The following is a 23,407-nucleotide window of genomic DNA, read 5'->3' as shown; positions in this document are numbered from 1 at the left end:
CTATCCTATCGAAGGAGGTATCATAATGCTGCTTACAAGAAGAAGATCAGGCTCGATAAGTTTGTTCTGCGCGCTCCTGCTATGCATAAGTCTTCTTATTCCCCCATCATTCGCGCAGAAAGCATCGGCTTCGCCAGCGGGTGTTACACCCGGAACCTTGTCGCGCATTACTTCGTTCGGGGACAATCCAGGCGGGCTAAATATGTATGTCTACGAGCCGCGCAACCTGTCTGCAAACCCAGCCTTACTGGTGGCTGTACATTATTGTTCCGGCAATGCGTCCGGTATGTACAGCGGCTATGCGCGTGATTATGTCACAGCGGCCGAGCAATATGGATATGTCATCATTTTTCCTGAGAGTACCCATAGGGAATACAGCAACTGCTTCGATGTATGGAGCCCGCAAGCATTGACGCGGGGCGGGGGCAGTGATCCGGTCAGCATTATGTCGATGGTGTCGTGGGCCAAGTCGAATTACAACATCGATAGCAGCAGAATATACGCGATGGGCGCTTCCTCTGGTGCTATGATGACCAATGTGCTGCTCGCTAGTTATCCAGATGTTTTCGCTGCCGGAACGGCATTCATGGGTGTCCCAGCCACTTGCTTCGCTACCGGTTCCGCCACCAATTTCTGGAACAGCCAGTGCTCAACCGGCCAAATCTCCAAAACCGCTCAGCAGTGGGGCGATGCAGCCCGTGCCATTTATCCCGGCTACAGCGGCAGCTATCCACGGATGCAGGTTTGGCACGGCACAGAGGATACCACACTACACTACAACAATTTCGCTGAAGAAATTAAGCAATGGACGAATTTACATGGCGTCTCCTCAACTCCTGTTCTATCGGACAGCCCCCAACCCTCTTGGACTCGTACCCGCTATGGCAGTAATTCAGCTCAACCTCCAGTCGAAGCAATTAGTGTACAAGGCGTTGGCCACTATATACCACAGTCCGGAATGGTGGCATACTCTATTGCTTTCCTTGGACTCAATAGCAGCGGGGGGACAGCGACCGTACCAGCTGCTCCGCTCAATCTGACCGCAACAGCTGGCAATGCAAGCGTAATGCTTAACTGGTCAGCTTCGTCAGGTGCAACGAGCTACATCGTTAAACGCGCTGTGACTAGTGGCGGTCCATACACGACCGTTGCAACGGGCGTGACGGCAACCAGCTACACGAATACAGGTCTGACGAACGGAACGACCTATTACTATGTCGTTAGTGCGTCGAACTCGGCTGGCGAGAGCGCAAATTCGAATCAAGCAAGTGCAACGCCTACGTCGAGTACGCAAGTACAAGCACCAGCAGCGCCAACAGGACTTACAGCAACAGCCGGCAATGCACAAGTCGCTTTGAGCTGGAACGCATCAAGCGGGGCGACGAGCTATACGGTGAAACGAGCTGCGACTAGCGGTGGACCGTATACGGACGTCGCAACGGGAATTACGGCAACCAGCTACACGAATACGGATCTGACGAACGGAACGACCTATTATTATGTTGTGAGCGCTTCGAATGCAGCCGGTCAGAGCGCTAACTCCTCACAAGCTAGCGCTGTACCGACAGGAGGCGGAAGCAGCGGACCTACCGGAACACTTATCGCACAATACAAATTAAACAACGGTAATGCAACGGATAATCAAATTTATGCGACGTTCAACATTAAAAACACGGGTACATCTGTTGTCAGCTTAAACAGCTTGAAGCTGCGTTATTATTTTACGAAGGACGGTAACGCAAGCTTGAACTTCTACAAGGACTACGCTCAGATCGGAGCATCTAACGTGAACGGTACAATTGTTAGCACGAATGGAACGAATGCTGATTCCTATCTTGAACTTTCGTTCAGCGCTGCCGCAGGATCAATCGCGCCAGGAGGGCAAACTGGAGAAATTCAAATTCGAATCGCGAAGTCTGACTGGTCGAACTTTAATGAAAATAACGATTATTCTTTCGACGGAACTAAGACCTCATTCGTAGATTGGAACAAAGTAACACTGTATCAAGATGACACACTGGTATGGGGGATTGAGCCATAAAAAGACCCAGGAGAATTGTAAGGTGTAAGCGGAGATGTGGGCAACTGCTTATCATATATCCGCACATTTTACCTCCAGAGAACCTATAGAGCTGTAATATATGAGGTTAAAGAAGCTTGTACTATCTTTTTATAGGTCTGGAAGACTAAGCTTTTTCCAGTAAAATGTTAACTTTGTTAGGTAATAAAGTGTGGAACGCTTTGATAAAATGACGAAGTAATAAATTTATCCTCAAGAAGAAAGGGGTGGAAGGCTAAAGCCGGCGAAGGGATATACACCATCATATAATCCCAGAGGTGGCGCTGAAGATTGATACGGATTGGAGTGACTGGGTCAACCATACTTACAAATTGCAAGGAGGTAGAATAATGTTTAAATCGAAATTGAAGAAATGGACGACGGTCGGGACGCTCGTTGCATCTTTAATCACGGGTTCGTTTGCCGTATCAGGCGATGCGGCCTTCGCTGCCAGCTGCGCGAATGGATATGTAGCCTTAACTTATGATGATGGTCCAAACCCTAGCAATACAACAAACCTGCTTAACGCCTTGAAGCAGAACGGATTACGAGCGACGTTCTTCAATATTGGCAGAAATGCAGCAAGCAATCCGTCACTTGTGCAAGCACAAGCATCTGCAGGCATGTGGATAGGCAACCATTCTTATACACACCCTTATATGACATCATTAAGCAGCTCGCAGATGGCTTCGGAAATTAGCCAAACGCAGCAAGCGATTCAATCCGCTACCGGTACCGCGCCGAAGCTGTTCCGTCCGCCATACGGTTCGACGAATGCTACGCTCAAGTCCGTGCTAGCGCAGTATGGATTAACTGAGGTCATCTGGAACGTTGATACGGGAGACTGGAACGGTGCCAGCACATCTCAAATCGTCTCTAAAGTTGCATCGGCTCAGAACGGCGACGTTATTCTCATGCATGACGGTTATCAGACGACGCTGCAAGCTGTACCGCAAATCGCACAAACTCTTGCTAACAAAAACATGTGCGCAGGCATGATCTCGACAAGCACAGGTCGTGCAGTTGCTCCAGATGGCGGAGGCGGAAACAACGGCGGCGGCGGTACGAATCCAGGAACAGTTACTAGGATCGAAGCAGAAAACATGACGAAAGGCGGCCAATATACAGGCAACATTAGCTCGCCGTTCAATGGTGTTGCTTTATATGCTAATAATGATCATGTGAAATTCACACAGTATTTTTCAACCGGTACACACAACTTCTCGCTTCGTGGAGCCTCTAACAACTCACAAATGGCTAGAGTAGACCTGAAGATCGGCGGAGTTACGAAGGGAACCTTCTACTTCGGAGGAAGTTACCCTGCCGTCTATACGCTCAACAATGTCAGCCATGGAACGGGCAATCAAGAGATTCAGCTCGTCGTTACCGCCGATAACGGTACATGGGACGTATACATCGATTATTTGGAAATTAACTAGTGAAGCTAGGGCTGCCTTCTTGGCAGCCCTTTTGTATTACCAACGATCATAAGAGTGTGATCCGAAAGATCGACAACGTTACTTTCTACATACAAGCTTACATAGCGTCGAGTCCAAATCTGTTAGGCAGTATGCCTATTCATACAGCCCGAGCACCGAGTCTATGCTGTACGTCTTACCGTACTCTCTAATGAAGTGTAATAATTAGTTATAAACTAATATTTCCCTATAATTTAGATATTAGTGTAGATATACTAATGAAGAAAAGGAGGTCATTCACCTTGGACATAGAGCAGTTACTAGCCAAAACAGCATACAGCATTCGTTCGATTCTAGAAGAGAACTTAGTCGGGATCTATTTGCACGGTTCGTTAGCAATGGGCTGTTTTAACCCGAATAAAAGCGACATCGATATAATCGTAGTCGTTCCGCACGCTCTGTCAAGAGATGAGAAACAACGAATGGCTAAAAGTCTACTTCTTCTCCATGACGAGATACCAAGCGGGCTTGGGTTTGAAATGAGTATTGTGTTGAGGTCTGTTGTACAAAACTTTATTCATCCAACACCTTTCGAATTCCATTACTCTAATTACCATCGTGATAAATATGCAACGGATGAGAACTACATTTGCGGCGGATTCGAAGATCCAGATTTAGCAGCACATTTCACAGTCATCTATCATCGTGGCCGCACTATTCACGGAGAGCCGATAGAAAACGTATTTCAACCAATCCCAAGGGAGTACTATATTCAATCCATACTCAATGATATTGCGGAGGCGCCGGCACTCATCCAAGATTCTCCGGTATATTACACACTAAATCTATGCAGAGTGTTGTTCTACTTAAAAGAAGGAATCGTATCCTCGAAGCGGGAAGGCGGAGAATGGGGAATGCGCGCATTACCTCAATTCGAAACACTTATTGCAAATTGTTTAGATCAGTATAACGGCGAAGGAAAGACGGACAACTCTCTGCTGATCGATGAGTATACACAGTTTGCTGAATTTATGCTCAAAGAAATAACCTTATCTAAGTGACTGAATATAATTCTACTGGCAACTGATTATTACATCGGTTGCCTCTTTGTTTTTCTAAGCGCTATAATAATGAGAGCGCGTTCATTCCAACGCTTGCTGCAATATATCCGTTTGCTATCATTGCTCGATAGGAGGATTCATCTATGAACAAACGTCCGCTCGGCAGAACGGGCATACAGGTCAGTGAAGTCAGCTTTGGTACGTGGGCAATCGGGGGCTCATGGGGGCAGACCGATGATGCTGAATCGCTTCGCGCATTAGACAAAGCGATGGAAGCGGGTGTTAACTTCTTCGATACAGCCGACGTTTACGGTGATGGCAAGAGTGAACGACTACTTGCCCGTGCCACGAAGGGCAAAGAAGATAAGATTCATATTGCAACGAAGTTTTGCCGCCAAGGAGATATATACGACCCGAACACCTACTCTGAACAGCGTATCCGTCAGTGGTGTGAGGATAGTCTCAAACGTCTGGAACGCGATACGATCGATCTGTATCAGATTCACTGTGCGCCGTTTGAAATTTTGAAGCAGGGCGCTGTATTTGAGGTGTTGGACAAGCTTCAGCAGGAAGGAAAGATCCGTGCTTACGGCGTAAGCGTGGAAACAGTAGAAGAAGGGTTGTTCTGTCTCGAGAAGTCCGGCGTGCAGGCGCTGCAAATCATTTTTAACATTTTCCGTCAGAAGCCAATTCCAGAGCTGCTTCCTAAAGCAAGTGAGCGAGGAGTTGGACTGCTTGTTCGGCTACCGCTAGCAAGCGGTCTGTTAACCGGCAAATTTACAGCGGATGCTACGTTCGAACCAGAGGATCACCGGAATTTCAACCGTGACGGTGCTGCATTCAACGTAGGCGAGACGTTCGCAGGGCTTCCTTTCGCCAAAGGCGTCGAGCTCGCTTCCCAGCTTGGCTGGATTGCGGAAGGCCGCGGCAACATGACACGCGCTGCGCTGCGCTGGCTACTCGATTTCCAAGAAATTACATGCGTCATCCCAGGCTTCAAAAATACCCGCCAGGTCGACGACAACCTCGGCGTTCTGCAAGCAAAACCGTTCAGCGCGGAAGAGCATGCACGATTGCAGAAATTTTACGAGGAACAAATTCACGAGCATATTCGTGGAGCCTATTAAAGAGTGGAAGAGAGCCGCGAGGCTCTCTTTTTTGTATGCTGCAGTTTATCCTGTACCTAAATTAGGTTAGGTTAACCTCAACATCAGGCACCGTAACGTTCGGCAATACATACGATGAAATGTGCCGAATGACTCTCATCAGCTTCTGCAATTCTGATCGATGAACCTTTGTGTCAGTGAGGTAACCAGTATGGATTTAGATTTTTTCGCAAGACTGTCCGATAAAGAGCTTTGCGCGGCTTACGAAGGTGATATGGAGTGGATGGAATCTGAATTTCTCGCTGATGATAATCCGTTAAAATCGCTGTGTCAACGATATGAGGCGGAGATTGGCGAGGAAATCGTCATTATGGATGCAATCGACGCGATTTTATACGAGATGGCTTGCAGGTACTACAGAATAAAAGCAAAATAATGAACGGCACATGAATGAAGCAGTTGTCCAGAAGGGCAACTGCTTTTGTATGATCATTCTCATTCTGAAGCTCCTGGAGCATCAAGACATGTACGGCTATGAGATGACCAAGATGATCGAGCAAAAGTCAGAAGGACTGTTGACATTCAAAGAAGGGACGCTATATCCCATTCTTCATACTTTAGAGGTGGAGGGACTTGTCACCTCCTACTGGGAGGAGGAAGGAGGACGCAAAAAGAATTATTACAAAATAACAGATGACGGGCGAAGGAATCTGGGTGACAAGAAGAAGGAGTGGTCACTGTTCAGCACGACAGTATCCCGGATCGTTGGGGAGGAGCCGATATGAGCAGCTTAAACATTAGCGCGAATCCCCTCGTTCAGCAATTCCTTGAGCAGATGTGTGCCAAAGTCCGTGCCAAAGCTGTACATGAAGATATTCGATTAGAGCTGTTGAATCAACTGGAGCATATTTACCCAGAAATGTTAGCAGAAGGAATGCAAGAAGAGGAGGCGATTAAAGCCGCAATCCAACGAATAGGCGATGCAGATCTGGTCGGCAGACAGTTAAATTCCGTACATAAGCCAGCTGTGGAATAGGGAGTTCTATCGCTATTGGTCGGCATGCTAAGTATTGGTGGTATCACCTTGTTGTCATTGTATCAGGCCTTCGATGCCAATATATCCGAGCGATTACCCCATGCAGCAAGTGAAATGACCTTCTCCTACATGATTTACATCCTGGGCTGGATGTTCGGAATTGTACTCGTATCAATAATATTTTTGTTCCTGACCAAATCTGCCAAATCGGGATCCCAATTAAAGGACCATTATGCGAGAGGAATCTTTACGGGAATGACCGCCTTGCTCGCGGTTCAATTTGTATGAGCTATCCTCATGAGTGTCGGAAGGCTGCCCGTTCTGGGCGGAATGCAAATGCCGATTATAAGTTGGACGAGCGGAACCGTCATTGAGCTAGGAGCGATCGGGCTCATGCTTGGTGCCTATAGACGCAAAAATATGCAGAGGAGTCATGTATGAAGGCGCACGAACAGATCATACTTGAAGTAACATTCTAGACTACCCATAACGATTGGAGGAAGCGAATGAATATTTTTTCTGAATTTATCGAACAGATCGATAACCCTCGGCACCGGGCTCGCACAGAAGAAGTGTTGAAATGGGTAGCCAAACAGTATCCAGCTCTTGTGCCGAAGGTGGCATGGAACCAGCCTATGTATACCGACCATGGTACATTTATTATCGGGTTTAGCGTAGCAAAGCCGCATTTAGCTGTTGCTCCTGAAAGGGCAGGCATCGTTCGATTCTCTGATGAAATTGTACAGGCAGGCTATGAACACACCAAACAGTTGGTTCGCATTCCATGGACCAGCCCGGTATATTTCTCTTTACTGGAGCGAATGATCGAATATAATATAGCAGATAAGGCGGATTGTACGACATTTTGGCGCAAATGACATGTCATAAAATGCAAATAAAATCCAGGTCATGACAACCAGCAATCGAGCACGAATCAGGCAGATGATAGCATAGATTAGAATACTCAAATGGGAGAACTGCAGAAGATATTGCAGTTCTCTTCGCGTTTGTGTCCAAGCTATGCATTGTAGGACGATAGAGCAATGATTCCGGGTCAGCAGCCATGGACGGCTGCCGTTCCATTCCGGAGACTTCCGAGGGATTGCGATTAAGTCTGACCGCAATTGTTCGCGAATCATTCCCTTTCAAGGCAGTCCTAATTTTAATCTAAGACCCTTGATAAATCAGGCTTTCTCAAGGTCTTAGAACAAAATTAAGACTATATAAGCCCCTATAAATCTTTTACCATCAGCATTATTAACGATTATCTATTTAGCTTCTAAATCGTCATGTAATGCTATGTAGGAGGTTACGGCAATGATTGCGAACAGAAGCACCGCAATATCTCCCGTTTCGTTTACAGACATTATCGACCTTCACTGCTCTCGCCAGCCGGATGCAATTGCTTATACGTTCCTAGACGATGGGAAGGAGCAATCGGTAACCTATCAGCAATTGCAGACCCGTTCTCAGCGCATAGCAGCTGAACTGCAAAAAAATACAAATCCGAAGGATAAAGTATTAATTCTCCAGCAGCCAGGACTTCAATTCATTTATTCCTTTTTCGGATGTCTATATGCAGGCTGTATCGCAGTACCGGCCTACCCGCCGACGAGCAAGCGATACGCTGAACGAATCGAACGGATCTACTCGAATTCGAAAGCGACAGCCATACTTACGTCGGGCAAATGGACAGCTCGACTTTGCCAGTCGAGCTCTTTCAACACAATGCAGAGCTCGGTCAATCTCATCTCAACGGAGCTATTGTTGGAGCAATCCATTTTATATGAACCTCGATATACACCTGCTCCGAATGACACGGCATTTATTCAATATACATCAGGATCGACCGCTAGCCCCAAAGGCGTCATCGTCACTCATCGAAATTTATTGCATAATTCTGAGATGATACGCCAAGCTTTCAGCCTATCGAAGCAGAGCGTCGGATTGGTGTGGCTTCCACCTTATCACGATATGGGCTTAATCGGTGGTATATTGCAACCGCTCTATACAGGCTTTCAGATGTATTTAATGGCTCCGAGCGAATTCGCCAAGCATCCTGTCCGATGGTTAGAATATATCTCGCAATATAAGGTGACGGTTTCAGGAGGACCTAGCTTCGCCTTCGATTTATGCTCCCGCCAAGTAACACGACAGCAGCTGGAGCAGCTTGATCTCAGCTCTTGGGAGATTGCCTTCATCGGAGCAGAACAAATTCAAGCCCAGGTGTTAACTACCTTTAACGAGAAATTTGCACATAGCGGATTCCGACAATCAGCGCTTTACCCTTGTTACGGATTAGCAGAATCTACACTGTTCGTAACGGGAGGTCCAGCCGACAGACCACCTATCATTATGCGAGTGAATCGAGAATGCTTGCAAGCGGGGACGGTTGTACCTGAGCAGCAGTTAACAAGTGATACGATCGAAGTAGTCGGCTGCGGTACAAGCTTCGAAGGGGAGAAGCTGCTGATCGTCAACCCCGACACCCATCGCAAATGCGGCGTTGGAGAGGTAGGCGAGATTTGGTTGCAAAGTGACAGCGTGGCAGCTGGTTATCTCCATCATCAAGAGGAGAGCGAAGCCATATTCAGCGCACGCATCTCGGATATGAATGAGGGACCTTTTCTTAGAACCGGAGATTTAGGATTTAAATTCATTGGTCAATTATTCATCACTGGTAGATTAAAGGATATAATTATTGTTCGCGGACAAAATTTTTATCCGGCAAATATTGAGCATTCGATCGAACAGCTGGATGAACGTTTTGTTACTGACGGATGTGCCGCCTTTGCCGTGACGGGCAGCATGGGAGAAGAGCTCGTGATCGTACAGGAGCTTAACCGACATTACCGCGATGGGAATACGGAACAGCTTGCACATTCCATTAGAGAAGCTGTAGCCAATCAATTTGGATTACAAGTTCATGAGGTAGTATTTATTAAGCAAGGCTCTCTTAACAAAACGACCAGCGGCAAAAAAATGAGAAGTGCTTGCAAAGATAGCTTCTTGAAGCATTCATTAAAGGTTATCTACCATCATTCATGGAAAGCACCCACACCTTGTAAGCGGGAATATAGCGACTTTAATAAGGCATCTCCTGAGCAGCTTCGAGCATGGGATTACGAGCAATCGAGCTCATACTTGACGCAATATATCAGACATTTTCTACAATCACGCCTTCCTATTGAGCAAGACAGTCTTACACCTGAAACGACGCTGCTTGCTCTAGGCTTTGATTCGATTTCTTGCATGGAACTGCTATACAATCTGCAGGAGGAATACGGTGTCAAGCTCGCCTTCGAAGACATGTTGTTCCAAGATCTCACATTAGCTGAATTAACTGACCTAATCATCTCACAATTATCGACAGACGTCAGTACGGTAGCGATCCAATCGATCTTCCGCATCCCTATGAACGAGTTACCGTTGTCAGAGGATCAGCGTCGGCTTTGGTTCGTTGAGCAAATGAATCCTGGCATCGGGCTGCTGCACATACCTGCGGCACTGAAAGTATCTGGAACGCTCAATACCGTTCGACTGCGCGAAAGCTTCCTGCGAGTCATCACAAGACACGATACACTTCGAACTAGTATTCATGCTGCTGGTGGGGTATTGTATCAACGAATTGACGAGGAAAGTCCCATCGAGACGGCCTGGCGGCTTGTGGAGCTTGAAGAAGGCAGCGATCAGAGTGTTATCATGAGCGAACTCATTAAGGAGCCATTTCATTTTGATCGGGGACCAATTTTTCGGTTCGCCGCTATAAAGGCAACTCCCGATGAAACGATACTGCTGCTGGTCATTCATCATATCATTGCTGATCTGAAATCGTCCTTCATGCTATTAAATGAAATAATGAGTGATTATTGCGACTTAATCGAGAAGAGAGATGAGAGTATAACCTCACGTTATATCGATTACCTGGCTTGGAAACGCGACGAGCTGAGACCGGATAAGTATCATAGACAACTTCTGTATTGGCAGAATCAGCTAACTGGGGCCCCTGCTGTCATTGCGCTGCCTTCGGACTATGCAAGACCTGTGGAACGAAGCTACCGAGCCGGACAAGTATCATTCGACATTCCGATATCATTGTACAAACAAATTCAAGCCTACTCTGTTAGACACCGCGTTACACCGTATGTCGTCATGCTAAGCGCATTTACGGCGATGATTCACCTCGTTACGAATTCATTCGATATTGTATTGGGAAGTCCGTTCAGCGGACGTTTATGCCGAGAAGCAGATCGGATGATCGGAAATTTTGCTCAACCGATACCGCTGCGTTCGATTATGAAACCCGATGATTCGTTCTCGAGCTTCGTTATTCGCATGAAGAAAACGGTAATATCCGCCTTTACCAATCATGACATTCCGTTGTCAAGCATCGTCGAGGCAGTTAATCCGGAGCGTTCGGCCTACTTTAACCCGCTTATTCAAGTAATGTTCAGTTATATGAAAACAAGCATATCAAATAGGGAGCATCAGGGCCTGACAATAACACCGTTATCCATTATTCCGAATGCAACGGAGTTCGACTTATTCGTAACCATTTGTGAAGACAATCAGCACGAGCTCTCGGGTACATTCAGCTACAGTGCCGAGTTATTCAGTAAACAGACGATCCAACTGTATGTGCAGCTATACCTAGGCACTCTAGATCATGTCATAAGTAAACCAGACGAAATATTAATGAATTTAAATATTAATGGAATGAATGAATTAAAATTACGCAAACCGGTAGTAGAAAAAATCATCGTCGTCTCATCCTTTACCGCCAACCTCGTCGAGGATTCGCTAAGTTTTTGGCTGAGACGAATGGGGCGGTCTAGTGAAGTGGAATTTGTACCATATGGGCAAATCTTTCAGCAGCTGTTGAATCCGAACAGCGAGTTTGCTGGCAATACAAGTGGGTTTAATGTGATGCTTATTCGCCTTACCGATCTTGCAGGGGAACGGGAAATGGGGACGAACACTTCGAGCCTATCTTTCAACAAGGACGTTCTTCGTGCGAATGTTGCACAGTTATTGCAAGCCCTCGAGCTCTACTCGCAGCAGGCATCGGTCGGCTGTATCTTATGTATTTGCCCGGAACCACAACATATTTTGCAGCAAAATGAAACACTGCTTCAATCGTTAGAGGAAGAAGTGCTCCACCACGCTTCGCAGATTAAAGCGTTCTATCCAATCCGGTCCTGGCAGCTGTCAGCCGGATTCGAAATCTCTAGATATGAGGACTTCTTGGCCGAACAGATGAGCAGTTCGCCATACAGCCTAACTTATTACAATGTTATGGGAACAGCTGTCGCGAGACAGATCGCCAGTATCATACAGAGACCGAAGAAAGTGCTCGTGCTGGATTGTGATCATACCATTTGGACGGGCGTATGTGCCGAGGATGGACCGAACGGCGTCGTGCTGGATGAACGAAGCTTATATCTGCAGCGTTTCGTACTAGACCAGCATCGACTTGGCATGCTGATCTGTCTGTGCAGCAAGAACAACGAAGCCGATGTGTGGAACGTGTTCGATACTCGGGATGATATGCTGCTGAAGCGGAAGCATATTGCCGCTTTTCGGGTTAATTGGGAGGAGAAATCGCATAACATCATGCAACTGGCAGAAGAGCTTTCACTAAGCGTCGACAGCTTTGTTATACTTGATGACAATCCAATCGAATGTGCCCGGATCGAAGCGGCTTTACCGGACGTTAGTGTCATTCCGGTGCCGGATAGCTTGCATAAGCTCCGCTTGCTGCTGGAGCGAGTATGGCTGTTCGATCGGGCGTCCGTTAGTAAAGAAGATCTGTCCCGCAACCGCATGTACCGCCAGAATGCCGCTCGATCCAGGTTTGAAGCGAGTGCGAAAGAGAAGCTAAGTTATACGCAGTTTCTGTCACAGCTTAAGCTCGAAATCGAGTACGCGCCGCTCGATACAACACTTATAACAAGAGTGTCACAGTTGACATTGCGAGCGAACCAATTCAATTCGACCGGCATTCGATACCGCGAAGAAGAGCTCCTTGAACTACTGAAGCAGGATCGTCACCACTGCTTAACCGTGAGCGTTAAGGACCGGTTCGGACAATATGGTCTTGTCGGAGCCGTCTTCTATGAGCAGCAGCAGTCGAAGTGTATTGTCACCGGATGGGTGCTCAGCTGCCGGGTACTAGGGAAAGGCGTTGAACATCAGATTCTCGCTTATTTGGCCGGGATGGAGACGGAAGGGCAGGTAGAGGAGATTATCCTCCAATATATTCCAACAGAGAAGAATACTCCATTCCTAAAGTTTCTACATGATGTCCATGCACCAGAAAGACTTGAAGAATCCACATGCCAAAGCTATCATCTTACAGCGAATCAGGCTTTGAGTGCGCCTGCTCGAGTTACTGCTGAACAAGCATCAAGCAGGCATCCTTATAGAAAGCTATCCGATCCGATTGACGAAGCAATAGCATACAACTGCGTTGCCATTAATAAATTACTACTCCAAATGGAGCACGCTGAAGATTTGCTTCTCTACATCCAGCAGAACCGAACGTCCAACAATGCGACCAGCGGCTCAACAGAATATGTTGCGCCAAGAACCGAGACGGAATGGTTAGTTTCCAGCATTTGGTCTGAACTCCTTAGAGTGGAGAAGATTAGCGTTCACGATAGCTTCTTCGCGATCGGAGGCCATTCCTTAATGACGCATCAGATTGTCTATATGATTCAAGATGTATTCGGTATCGAGCTTCCATTGACTGTTCTATTCAATCATGACCTTACTATCGCTAACTTAGCCGCCGTTATCGATTCGGAATTGATCGACCAACACGAGAGCCAAGAGCTCGAATCGCTTGCCAGCGGACTGATTAATAGTGGAGAGGAGTCAATCTCACAGCTAGCTCAAGAAGCTGCATTGGAGTATATTCATGCAACGGACTAAATAAGCCGTTTCTTCTTCGCAAGCTTAGCAGCTTCCATCATGTTCGCTGCCGATATTTTCTTAAGCGTATTGGTAATATGAGTCATCAGCGTTTTCTCTGAGATCGCATTGTCTCCGCGGTCTTGATTAATTCGATCCAAAATTTGCTTCCGCGTTTCTCCTTGGTACTGGTAGTAATAGCTTAAGATTTCGATCTCGGTCTTCGTAAGCAGCGGCTTACTCTTTTTCGTTTCCTGCAGCTTCAGACGCGCTTCGATGCGGGCAAGCAATTCTTTCTTTGAGAACGGCTTCGTAATATAATCATTGGCGCCCGCCTCGAAGCCTCTCGCAATATCGTCCGCTGTATCTCTAGCCGTAAGCATGATGACAGGCAGCTCGTCCGGCGTATACACTTCCCGAATTTTCTCGCACACCTCGTAACCCGACATATTCGGCATCATAACGTCGAGCAAGATTAAATCAACCTCCTGACTCTCAACAATTTCTAGAGCTTTCATCCCGTTCGAGGCTACAATTGTCCCCCAATTATGCATGGACAGATGGTTAAGAATGACTTGAACGTTAATCGGATCATCTTCCACTACAAGAACTTGGATTGTATGCTGCTTCGAACCTGACTGCTGTTCGGCCTGTATATCCGTGGATGGAGCCGCTTCATTATAACCTCCATACATCTCCGGAATGGGGATAAGGCTGGTCGCAGACTGCTCTTCACCAATCGGCAGTGTAAATATGAATGTGGAGCCCTGTCCGACAGTAGACTCGACAGTGATGTAGCCGCCATGCATCTCCACCAGCTGCTTCGTAATGGACAAGCCGAGTCCGGTTCCGCCGTACCGGCGAGACAATGAGCTGTCTGCTTGTACGAATGACTGAAAGATGGTCTCTAATTGATCTTCCGGAATGCCGATCCCCGTATCCGTTATTCGAATCTCAACCTGATCCTCCAACCTGCTTCCCGTTATCGTAATAGATCCTCTCTCAGTAAATTTAATAGCGTTGCCGATCAGATTGAATAGAATCTGCTGAATCCGGTTCTCGTCACCATAGACGAAGAGGGGACTAGAAGTCAGATTGATAATTTCGACATCTTTCCCTTTTAATAATGTTTTATTTACTGCAGCGACGATACTAATAATTTGCGAAATATCGACCGATTTGCACAACAATTTGATTTCTCGATGCTTAAGCTTGGAGAAGTCCAGCAAATCGTTCACTAGATTACTGAGTCGTTTGCCACTCGAGATCACGATATTCAAATTCCGACGGATGTGATCCTTCGGTCCATCTAGTTGATCGATCACCGATTCCGTTATTCCAATGATCCCGTTAAGCGGTGTGCGAAGCTCATGTGACGTGTTCGCAAGAAATTCATCCTTTACTTTAGATAAATGCTCCAATTGCTTATTAGAATGCTCCAATTGCGTCAAATAAATTTCCTGATTTCGGTATACTTCATTAATTCTGCGAATATGGATGAACACTATACACAGCATGGTTATAAATAGTCCGTAAGTAACAATCGAATCCCGATGCGGTGGATTAAATATATTATTAAGATTCTCATATAAATTAAACATAAGAAACGTGACCATACCGAATGCAAGCACCTTCGTCTCAAGGTTGGCTTGCTTAATAGCGATGACAATAATTGCGATAACGGTAATTAAGAAATTAATCGTACCTATATCGCTTAACGTCCCCGACATATATTTAAAGCCTAGATCCATAACGTGAGCGACAATAAGAATGCCCATAAATACGGCATGCGTAATAAATATAAAATTGCTCCACCACTTAAACAGCATGTTTCTTGAATACTCTCTGAAGTAGCTGCGAATAAACAAAATAAAAGTGATCGGTATCGCATCGTTGCAGTACTGCCTAATATACTCCCACAAAGACGGTGAATTGTAGAATAATATTTTAATATCTGTGCTTGTAAAAGTATGTATGGCATGTGTTAGCAAATATAAGGAAAGCAATAGATATGAGCAGTTCAATCCCTTACGCAGTCCTAGTATGGCAGCGAAGAGAGAGAAGAGAAGCATAAGCAAAATAACGATGAAGTACAGCACAAAATTTTTCTTGTAAAGAGCATCGATCAAATCGGCTTTGTTGCCGACAAGTACGACACCCTTAATGCCCGTCCATTTTAGTTCGGAGTGAATTTTGAAATAGACCGTTTCGTTAGCAAGCGCAGTCGAGCCGAGCGGAATCAAATTCAGGTTCCGACCGTAAAATGGCTCAGGATGGAGAAAATCTCCGTATCCGTACACTTTACTCCCTTGGAAATAGACCTCGTAAATCTCGTATATGTTGTTCACATATAGATAGCAATCCGATTCACAGACGAGGCTAGGAGGAAGAGTGAACCGAACCCATATCGTTTTGCCACCGGAATGATTAATTTTGTTAATGTCCGACACATTGTTCCAATTCGCCTGCTGGATGGATTGGAACTCGTAATCATCCATCGTGTATTGAATGTTTGATATATCTTGCTTATGGCCGCCAATATCCATGTATGGAATATTAGCCACAAGAAATAGTAGAACCAACGGTCCAATAAAAATAAAACTAAACGTGCGGAGCTTAACCATTCTTCACTTTTCTTCCTTTCTAAGTTGAAGTTATTCGTACGTTTCTATACTGTTTTGGTCAACCTCCAATTAGTTTTGTATATATAAAAAATTTACTCAAAATAAATATTTTCTGACATTTAGAAATTGTAACATAATGCCGTCATCGATTGTAGGTGTAAGACAACAAATCTTCTAAAAACAAAAGAACAGTTCTAGATTATACTAGAGCTGTTCTTTCACTAATCTTCGAATCTTTCTCAATGCAATTCATTATAATCTAACGCTTTACGAACATCGTAATCCGCAAGCTCGATGTCCAGCTCCAGTCCGAGCGTCAGCCTCGCCAACTGGCTTCCGATATATGGGCCCATTGTTAAGCCCGAGGCACCGAGACCGTTCGTTACAAGTAGTCCTTCCCAGCCTGGTACAGCACCGACAACGGGGAGAAAATCAGCTGTATAAGGGCGAAATCCTACTCTTACTTCACCGAAGGTGCAATCCGTGAGAGCAGGGGCATAACAGGTGCATTGACTCAAAATTTCATACATACCGCCAACCGTGACTCTCGTATCGAATAATTCTGTGTTCTCATGCGTTGATCCAATCACAATTTGCTGCTGCTCAAAAGCAAGCAAATACTGATTGGAAGGTGGCATAACGACTGGCCAGCTTCCCGTCATCTGTTCCTCATCTGGAAGCTGTACATGCATAATTTGGGCTTTCTGGTGACGAACTTGAAAATCGATGCCTAACGGCTGAAGCAGTGTACCTGCCCAAGCACCCGCACATACCACTACGGCATCTGCCGTATAACCGGACAACCCAACGGTAACGCCGGTAACTCGATGCCCCTCATAGGTAACCACCGCATCACCGTTAATAAGCTCAGCGCCATATTTTTGTGCAGCTCGCAGCAGAGCATCCCGCAGCGCACGTCCATCGACACGTGCAGCTCCGCTAATATGAACAGAAGCATAGTGTTCCGCAAGCAATGGGAATTGCTCTTGTGTATGCTTCGCATCAAGCCGCGTAATGCTGCCGATCTCAGCCGTCGCATCCGCTCTTCGCGTAAGTGCCCGTTCTTCAAGCTTGTCTAATTTACTGGAGTCTGTATGGATATGAAGCGCTCCAACTCTTGCATAGCCGGTGTTAGACTCACCATCCTGTTCAAGCGCTGCAATCAATTCCGGGTAATAACGAGCGCCGGCTTTGGCCAACCGATACCATGCCTTATTGCGCCTTTGCGACAGCCACGGACAAATAATGCCAGCGGCTGCCTCTGTCGCTTGACCCGCGTCTTTACGGTCGACAATAATAACCTCTGCTCCGAGCCTGGCCAGATGGTAGCCGGTTGACGCGCCCGCAATGCCAGCTCCAACAACGATAACCTTCATATCAATATCATCCTTTATCGATTTCGCTATATCCATTATACCTGTCCAAAATTTTAGATACAGCGTGAAAAGCAATAGAAGGGCGAAAGAATGACAAAAAGGCCCGCCTGAATTGGTCAGGCGAGCCTACTTATGAACAGATTAAAGCTTGGTAACAGGCTGATAAGTATAGTCCTTTACGATTCTTAATACGGTAAACTGGCGAATTCCTTTCGGCTGCGGCTCTATAACCTTAAATTCCATATAGGGGGATACGTTTTTCAGTTCCGTATCTAAACCATATTGCTTTTTGAACAACTCGATGCAATCCCCAACATTAGCGGTCGTACCTCGGTCCAATAACATTTCAAATTGCTCCACTGTTGCGCCATAATAATCAATAGCTTGAACAGTGACAAAAAATTTATCTTTAACGACACTTCGTTCCCCGGATTGATTATTTTCCATATTCAGTATGTTTCCTCCTTGTGCATATACAATAAAAGTTATTTCATTGTAAAGATTCCCCTATGATCCAGCATATGACTTGGTTTTGTTTGTTTTTTGTCTACTGGACATATTTTTTATCGGCAAGATTATAAATAATTAAAGTAAAAAACTGCACCATTCGAATTTTTGACAAAAAGTGTGAAGGGATAACCTATAGACGATGTTTATACTGAGGCTGGACCGGCAATAAAGGTAGAGAAAAAGAACCGAGGAGAGTAGCATAAGATGTCCATTATGACTTTTCACTCAGAACGTACCCGTCGCCGTCCTATATCCAATCTGTGGTCAGGAGTTTTGTTCGGCTTCGGGCTCATCGCATTTATTGATGAGGTAATATTTCACCAATTGCTCCATTGGCATCACTTTTATGATAAGTCATCAACAGAGGCCGGACTAATCTCGGACGGGCTTTTTCATGCGTTCAGCTGGTTTGCTACGATCGCTTCATCATTCATGCTCGCCGAGCTCAAGCGAAATTATATCTTCCAGCTCCAACGCTGGTGTGGAGGTCTATTCCTCGGTTCAGGAATTTTTCAATTGTACGACGGAACCATTCAACATAAGCTGATGAAATTGCATCAAATTCGTTATAACGTCGACAGCCTGCCGTATGATGTCGTATGGAACATCACTGCCGTTCTGCTAATCGTCATTGGCACCATTGTTACTGCTCGAACCCATAATAAGTCGCGTTAGTCTCAAGCAAAGAACTAGCGAACACCATTTGAGGGATATCAATTGAGATTGATAGCAATTATTTTTTTCTTCGTGTTAACAATTCTATATCTTTCTGCAGCTGCGGTCTCTAACAGACGCTTCCGCAAATGGCCGTCTCACCGGAGTATAGCATGGTCAGCTGGTATTGGCTGCATCGCGTTAACAATGGTTTGGTCTTTAAGTGGAGGAGAGCATACGAGCTTCATTAACCATATGTCCATCCACCTGTTACTTGGTATGTTCGCACCGCTGCTAATTGCGATTTCTGCTCCTATAACGCTCATCGCTCGTTCCCTACCCATTCCATGGGCTAGAACAATCATTCGAATCATTCGATACTCGTATATTCATTCGTTCATGCATCCCGTTACCTCAGCATTGCTAAATGTCGGGGGAATGTGGGCGTTATATGTGACTGATTTATATAAGCTCATGCATCACAGCAGCGTCATCTATACTATGGTTCATATCCATCTATTTGCCGCTGGCTATTTATTTGTATGCTCCATTCTCTATTTCGAACCGACTGTCCGTCGTTTCAGTTACCGATACAGAGCGATTGTACTTGTTCTAGCATCAGCTGGGCATAGTATTCTGTCGAAATACTTATGCCACTCACCTCCGAATGGAGTGCCGATCGAGCAAGCGGAGGCAGGAGCGATGCTTATGTACTATGGAGGCGACCTGATCGAGATCTTCATTGTGATGATTTTGTGCTGCCAATGGTATACAACGAGATTAGTACCTAAAGCTAGTAGGCTGTAGTCAAGCGAACCTAATCCTATCAGCGGCTTATATATCAATAATCGGTATGCATGGTAAAATAGTAAAGACTGGATTGTATATCCGAGCCAGTCGATGCAGACAAGCACTTAACATTTGAGTCGTCAAATGGTACAAGAGAAGCCGCCGACATGGGAAAGGGGATAAAATAGAATGGAGCTGGGTATCCGCGGTAAACGGGCCATTATTACAGGAGGAAGTAAAGGAATCGGATTTGCGACAGCTATGCTGCTTGCATCCGAAGGAGCACGGGTAGCCATCATCGCAAGAAATGAGGCTACGCTGAAGGAAGCTGCGCAGCGAATTGCGGCGAAGACGGGAACAGAGCCATTATTCATCGCAGCAGACGTATCCGTCGAAGAAGAGGTAAACCGAGCTGTAGCAGAAATTGCTGTACGGTTGGGTGGGATCGACATTTTGGTTAACAACGCAGGCACATCAGCAGCGAGGCCATTCGATGCGGTTGATAAGGCGGCTTGGACTGCCGATCTGGATTTGAAGCTATTCGGCGCTATCCATTTCACTCAGGCCGCGCTGCCCTATATGCGTCAAAATGGAGGAGGTGCAATCGTCAATGTCACCGCGATAGGCGGCAAGACGCCATCAGGCTCATCGCTGCCTACATCGGTTAGCCGGGCAGCTGGTCTGGCATTAACGAAAGCTATGAGTAAGGATTTGGCGCCTGACGGAATCCGGGTAAACGCCGTCTGCATCGGCCTCATCCGAAGCGATCAGATTGAACGGATGTGGCAAGCAACGGCTCCACATTTGAGCTGGGACGAATTCGCAGTGGATGCGAGACATGACATTCCACTCGGTCGAATCGGCCGGGCAGAGGAAGCTGCCAACGTAATAGCGTTCCTCGTATCGGAAGCAGCATCCTACGTAACCGGTACGGCGATCAATATCGATGGCGGTAAAGCAGCTGTTCTATAATACACGAATGAATAGCCAGAGACATAAAGCGAGAGCTTTATCAGTCTCCGGCTATTTTCGTGGGAATCTAGTTAGGCCACGGCTATGGTTCAACTCCCCATTGCAGGACACCATCTACATATCCGGTCATTCTCGTCCAATCTGCGTAGCTGGAGCCAGATGGGTTAAACGAGTAATCACCTGTCTGCGTGTAGCTGCTCCAGTCCGTACGCGCAATTCGAAGCTGAATTTCGGACGCAGCCCCTGGTGTGAGCGTACCGGCAGCACTTGTAAATCCGATCTCAAAGTACGTATCGGCACCGGTCGTTGGAGAGGATAACGTCACGAATGCACCTGTCAAGTTATTGCTGCCGGCGCTTGCCCAGTCGTACCAGAATGCCTGCGTTTTGTTCGCGTCGACCGTATAATAGTACCGCAGCTTGACCTTCGTTAGATCCAGCGCGTTCGTACCCGTGTTCACGATCTTTATACGCGGAGCAATCGTATTGCTAGAAGCCGACGTAATTCCGCTGTACATTTGAATTTTAAAGCTGCCTGTCGCCGTCGCTGCAGTTGGAGTCAACGTCACAGAGTTAGAGCTCGTCGAGCTTGATCCATTAGATGCAATGATGCGGTAGGTGTACATCGTGCCATTGACGACCGTCGTGTCTGTATAAGTCAGGCCAGTCAAATTAGAAGCAATCTCGGCGAAAGAACCGCTGCCCGCTGCACGTTCGACTTTGTAAGAGACAGCGCCTGCGGAAATCGTCCACGTCAGTGTCGCTTGTGTATTGCCTGCTGTACCCATTACAGTGAAAGCGCCAGGGGGGACAACCGTCGTATCGACAATCGATACGGCGATCACCGGATCAACGCCAGCGCTGAAATCGAACGTCAGATTCGTCGTACCGACTGCTTGAGCAGCTAGGTAGCTTTTCTTAATCGTAACCGTCGTTCCTGATACGGTGTAATCCGTACCCGATATGAGGGAGGTTGACCCATTTTTAATGCCATTAAGCGTATTTCCGTTTAGATTCATGGTAACCGTGATATCGGCCTGATTAGCTGTTTTCTTGTCGAATGAAGCGTTTGTCGGCGTAATAGATGAGTTGTCGGTCGGATTGCTAATTTTTAAGCTCGGCAGCTCATCCAGTGTAATGACATATTGACTTTGATACAGCGTCGCCAGGGTAGCCGGAAAGTTATAAGCGGAGCTCATCAGAAACTCGCCATACCACGGGCAGAAATAGAGCCAGCCTGCTTTCTCCTCGGTCAAATTTTGTAAGCTCGGGACGGTATCGTTCTCCGTCATCGCAACCATTTTCTTCCCGTCGGTTAAATCTACAAGCTGATAGAAGATCGATGTAATAGCATCCTCATTCGGTACACCGGACAACCCGTCATAACGGTTATAGACCGTATTGTATTTGTCATATCCAACAATATCTACCTTATCGTCACCAGGATACCAAGCAGGGGAAGTGCTGTACACGTAGCTGTTGTAAGTCCAAATCAAATTGTGCAAGCCGTACGTTTCGGTAAGCTCGGTATAGAGCAGATTCCACAGCTGCTTGTACACCTCGGCGCCGGCCTTCGCCCACCAGAACCATGCACCCTCGCCATTCAGCCCGCCGTTGCCCTCCGCCTCATGGAAAGGACGGAAAATAACCGGAACTCCGTTATTTTGCAAAATCTGCAGCTGTTCCGCCAAATCCTCGATCGCCAGCATCAAATATTGATATTCTTTCGTACCAGGAACGACCGCATTGGCTGTATTAAAATTCGTTTCTGTAGGCTTATAGGTTGCATCAGTCCAATCGACAAACTGTCCAAGCTGATAGGTCGTGAAGTTTTTGGGCACGTTAATGTGCCAGCTGGCTGTAGCGATTCCGCCGCGGTTATTCACCCAATCGATCATCCGGCTAGTCGTTCCATCTTCCCAGCCATACAACGGATTATAGTTCATCAAATCGAAGCCGCGAATAGCCGGATATTTGCCCGTTATATTATAGATCCAGTCAAATTCCAACTCGTAATCTCCGTTATTTCCACCCCCGTATATTTCCTGCTGACCCGAGATAATATGGTTGCCGTACACCTCCGTCAAATAATTCATCAATAGCTTCGTTTCTGGTGTCGCTTGAGAATCGGACAAAACCGGCTGTACATTCAACGGATCAAGATCGGCGTAATCAACCGTGAAGGAGTCGAAATAAGCAAATCCCCAACCGGCCTTCAGCTCGATCGTGTTGCTTCCTTGGTTCAGCTTGTGATAACCGAAATTGAAATTTGACCATGTCGTCGTATAAGGCAGCATAAATGAGCCTTTATTAACGCCATTAACTGATAAATACTGGAGGCGACCTTCTGAGCTTAGCTCCTGCATATAGCGTGTGGAGATCACATACATGCCCGTTTCTGGAACCGTTACGGTGAAGGTGATCGTCCCGGCGTTCTGCATCCATACAAATCCGCTTCCGGTATAGCCAGGCTTCGGTGTCCCGTAAATATGTGTCGCCACTTGGAGATCAGAGCTAAGTTGTGCGTTCTCACCTTCGATCGTATAGAGCGCTGAGTCTGCCTGAGCGGGCACGGCCAACAGACCAAGAAGCAAAGATAATGATAGCAGGACCGTGCTTGTTTTTTTAAGCCAAATATTCATTCATTACCACATTCCCTTTCTATATGAAATAGGATAATCGCGTAAACGCAAAAAAGACTGCGCTTACATCCGTACCGTACCACGCCATTCAACCTCTGTATATGAATCTATATATCTATCAATTTTGCTTTTCGTTACCACTTATGTTCCGAGTGAAAAAGGTAAAGGAAGGTGAAGGAAGTAAAAAGTTGCGCGTTGTTCGTACAATTCCCACTTACCTATAATGAAAGCGTATACAAGGAAATGAAA

The 23,407-nt window shown here is 46.3% G+C and carries 18 protein-coding genes; 14 read left to right on the top strand and 4 right to left on the bottom strand.

The window, feature by feature from the left end; genetic code table 11:
• The first annotated feature begins 25 nt into the window (after positions 1-25).
• The 11 genes from PXY01_RS22875 (at position 26) to PXY01_RS15780 (ending at position 13,613) form a co-directional block, all read left to right on the top strand.
• The gene (locus PXY01_RS22875; protein WP_127571011.1) at positions 26-2,041 is read left to right on the top strand and encodes an extracellular catalytic domain type 1 short-chain-length polyhydroxyalkanoate depolymerase; all 2,016 of its coding nucleotides are present in this window, start codon (positions 26-28) and stop codon (positions 2,039-2,041) included.
• Positions 2,042-2,409: 368 nt separating this feature from the next.
• Positions 2,410-3,498, top strand: a complete 1,089-nt coding sequence (locus PXY01_RS15820; RefSeq protein WP_127571009.1) for a polysaccharide deacetylase family protein — start codon at positions 2,410-2,412, stop codon at positions 3,496-3,498.
• A gap of 281 nt (positions 3,499-3,779) precedes the next feature.
• Positions 3,780-4,538: an aminoglycoside adenylyltransferase domain-containing protein gene (locus PXY01_RS15815; RefSeq protein WP_246027970.1), complete on the top strand. Its 759-nt coding sequence runs from the start codon at positions 3,780-3,782 to the stop codon at positions 4,536-4,538.
• Positions 4,539-4,681: 143 nt separating this feature from the next.
• Positions 4,682-5,665: an aldo/keto reductase gene (locus tag PXY01_RS15810; protein ID WP_127571005.1), complete on the top strand. Its 984-nt coding sequence runs from the start codon at positions 4,682-4,684 to the stop codon at positions 5,663-5,665.
• 190 nt (positions 5,666-5,855) lie between these two features.
• Positions 5,856-6,080: a hypothetical protein gene (locus PXY01_RS15805; RefSeq protein ID WP_127571003.1), complete on the top strand. Its 225-nt coding sequence runs from the start codon at positions 5,856-5,858 to the stop codon at positions 6,078-6,080.
• Positions 6,081-6,129: 49 nt separating this feature from the next.
• Complete coding sequence (locus tag PXY01_RS15800) at positions 6,130-6,429, top strand: PadR family transcriptional regulator (RefSeq protein WP_246027969.1); 300 nt, start codon at positions 6,130-6,132, stop codon at positions 6,427-6,429.
• Positions 6,426-6,680, top strand: a complete 255-nt coding sequence (locus PXY01_RS15795; RefSeq protein WP_127570999.1) for a permease prefix domain 1-containing protein — start codon at positions 6,426-6,428, stop codon at positions 6,678-6,680. Before PXY01_RS15800 ends, PXY01_RS15795 begins: the two co-directional genes overlap by 4 nt.
• 15 nt (positions 6,681-6,695) lie before the next feature.
• Positions 6,696-6,968, top strand: coding sequence for a hypothetical protein (locus PXY01_RS15790; protein ID WP_127570997.1), 273 nt, complete (start codon positions 6,696-6,698; stop codon positions 6,966-6,968).
• A 9-nt stretch (positions 6,969-6,977) separates the two neighbouring features.
• A complete protein-coding gene (locus tag PXY01_RS22420) occupies positions 6,978-7,121 on the top strand; it encodes a hypothetical protein (RefSeq protein WP_164744452.1) in 144 nt (47 codons plus the stop codon).
• A gap of 65 nt (positions 7,122-7,186) precedes the next feature.
• Positions 7,187-7,558 carry an iron chaperone gene (locus PXY01_RS15785; protein ID WP_127570995.1) on the top strand — a complete coding sequence of 124 codons (372 nt, stop codon included), beginning with the start codon at positions 7,187-7,189 and terminating at the stop codon, positions 7,556-7,558.
• A 439-nt stretch (positions 7,559-7,997) separates the two neighbouring features.
• Entirely contained in the window at positions 7,998-13,613 is a 5,616-nt protein-coding gene (locus tag PXY01_RS15780) for an HAD-IIIC family phosphatase (protein ID WP_127570993.1), read from the top strand.
• Here PXY01_RS15780 and PXY01_RS15775 read toward each other — a convergent pair.
• The 3 genes from PXY01_RS15775 to PXY01_RS15765 form a co-directional block, all read right to left on the bottom strand.
• Positions 13,610-16,216, bottom strand: coding sequence for an ATP-binding response regulator (locus PXY01_RS15775; RefSeq protein ID WP_127570991.1), 2,607 nt, complete (start codon positions 16,214-16,216; stop codon positions 13,610-13,612). The genes PXY01_RS15780 and PXY01_RS15775 overlap by 4 nt on opposite strands.
• Positions 16,217-16,455: 239 nt before the next feature.
• On the bottom strand, positions 16,456-17,592 hold the full coding sequence (locus PXY01_RS15770; RefSeq protein WP_127570989.1) for an NAD(P)/FAD-dependent oxidoreductase: 1,137 nt from the start codon (positions 17,590-17,592) through the stop codon (positions 16,456-16,458).
• A gap of 141 nt (positions 17,593-17,733) precedes the next feature.
• Positions 17,734-18,039, bottom strand: a complete 306-nt coding sequence (locus tag PXY01_RS15765) for a hypothetical protein (RefSeq protein ID WP_127570987.1) — start codon at positions 18,037-18,039, stop codon at positions 17,734-17,736.
• A 267-nt stretch (positions 18,040-18,306) separates the two neighbouring features.
• Here PXY01_RS15765 and PXY01_RS15760 point away from each other — a divergent pair, with 267 nt between their 5' ends.
• From PXY01_RS15760 to PXY01_RS15750, 3 genes are all read left to right on the top strand, one after another.
• On the top strand, positions 18,307-18,777 hold the full coding sequence (locus PXY01_RS15760) for a DUF2243 domain-containing protein (protein WP_127570985.1): 471 nt from the start codon (positions 18,307-18,309) through the stop codon (positions 18,775-18,777).
• A gap of 42 nt (positions 18,778-18,819) precedes the next feature.
• The gene (locus PXY01_RS15755) at positions 18,820-19,563 is read left to right on the top strand and encodes a cytochrome c oxidase assembly protein (RefSeq protein ID WP_127570983.1); all 744 of its coding nucleotides are present in this window, start codon (positions 18,820-18,822) and stop codon (positions 19,561-19,563) included.
• A gap of 171 nt (positions 19,564-19,734) precedes the next feature.
• The gene (locus tag PXY01_RS15750; protein ID WP_127570981.1) at positions 19,735-20,517 is read left to right on the top strand and encodes an SDR family NAD(P)-dependent oxidoreductase; all 783 of its coding nucleotides are present in this window, start codon (positions 19,735-19,737) and stop codon (positions 20,515-20,517) included.
• 82 nt (positions 20,518-20,599) lie between these two features.
• On the opposite strand, the gene PXY01_RS15745 is transcribed toward PXY01_RS15750, so the two are convergent.
• Positions 20,600-23,158 (bottom strand): glycosyl hydrolase, encoded by a 2,559-nt coding sequence (locus PXY01_RS15745; protein WP_127570979.1) that lies wholly within the window; start codon positions 23,156-23,158, stop codon positions 20,600-20,602.
• Between the last annotated feature and the right edge of the window lie 249 nt (positions 23,159-23,407).

Source organism: Paenibacillus xylaniclasticus (genome assembly GCF_004001065.1).
GTDB classification, from domain to species: Bacteria; Bacillota; Bacilli; order Paenibacillales; family Paenibacillaceae; genus Paenibacillus_T; species Paenibacillus_T xylaniclasticus.
This window is presented reverse-complemented; position numbering and strand designations above follow the sequence as displayed.

Coding starts and splice junctions, on each gene's coding strand:
- PXY01_RS22875 (WP_127571011.1), top strand. CDS start 26: ATGCTGCTTACAAGAAGAAGATCAGGCTCGATAAGTTTGTTCTGCGCG.
- PXY01_RS15820 (WP_127571009.1), top strand. CDS start 2,410: ATGTTTAAATCGAAATTGAAGAAATGGACGACGGTCGGGACGCTCGTT.
- PXY01_RS15810 (WP_127571005.1), top strand. CDS start 4,682: ATGAACAAACGTCCGCTCGGCAGAACGGGCATACAGGTCAGTGAAGTC.
- PXY01_RS15805 (WP_127571003.1), top strand. CDS start 5,856: ATGGATTTAGATTTTTTCGCAAGACTGTCCGATAAAGAGCTTTGCGCG.
- PXY01_RS15800 (WP_246027969.1), top strand. CDS start 6,130: ATGATCATTCTCATTCTGAAGCTCCTGGAGCATCAAGACATGTACGGC.
- PXY01_RS15795 (WP_127570999.1), top strand. CDS start 6,426: ATGAGCAGCTTAAACATTAGCGCGAATCCCCTCGTTCAGCAATTCCTT.
- PXY01_RS22420 (WP_164744452.1), top strand. CDS start 6,978: ATGAGTGTCGGAAGGCTGCCCGTTCTGGGCGGAATGCAAATGCCGATT.
- PXY01_RS15785 (WP_127570995.1), top strand. CDS start 7,187: ATGAATATTTTTTCTGAATTTATCGAACAGATCGATAACCCTCGGCAC.
- PXY01_RS15780 (WP_127570993.1), top strand. CDS start 7,998: ATGATTGCGAACAGAAGCACCGCAATATCTCCCGTTTCGTTTACAGAC.
- PXY01_RS15775 (WP_127570991.1), bottom strand. CDS start 16,216: ATGGTTAAGCTCCGCACGTTTAGTTTTATTTTTATTGGACCGTTGGTT.
- PXY01_RS15770 (WP_127570989.1), bottom strand. CDS start 17,592: ATGAAGGTTATCGTTGTTGGAGCTGGCATTGCGGGCGCGTCAACCGGC.
- PXY01_RS15765 (WP_127570987.1), bottom strand. CDS start 18,039: ATGGAAAATAATCAATCCGGGGAACGAAGTGTCGTTAAAGATAAATTT.
- PXY01_RS15760 (WP_127570985.1), top strand. CDS start 18,307: ATGTCCATTATGACTTTTCACTCAGAACGTACCCGTCGCCGTCCTATA.
- PXY01_RS15750 (WP_127570981.1), top strand. CDS start 19,735: ATGGAGCTGGGTATCCGCGGTAAACGGGCCATTATTACAGGAGGAAGT.
- PXY01_RS15745 (WP_127570979.1), bottom strand. CDS start 23,158: ATGAATATTTGGCTTAAAAAAACAAGCACGGTCCTGCTATCATTATCT.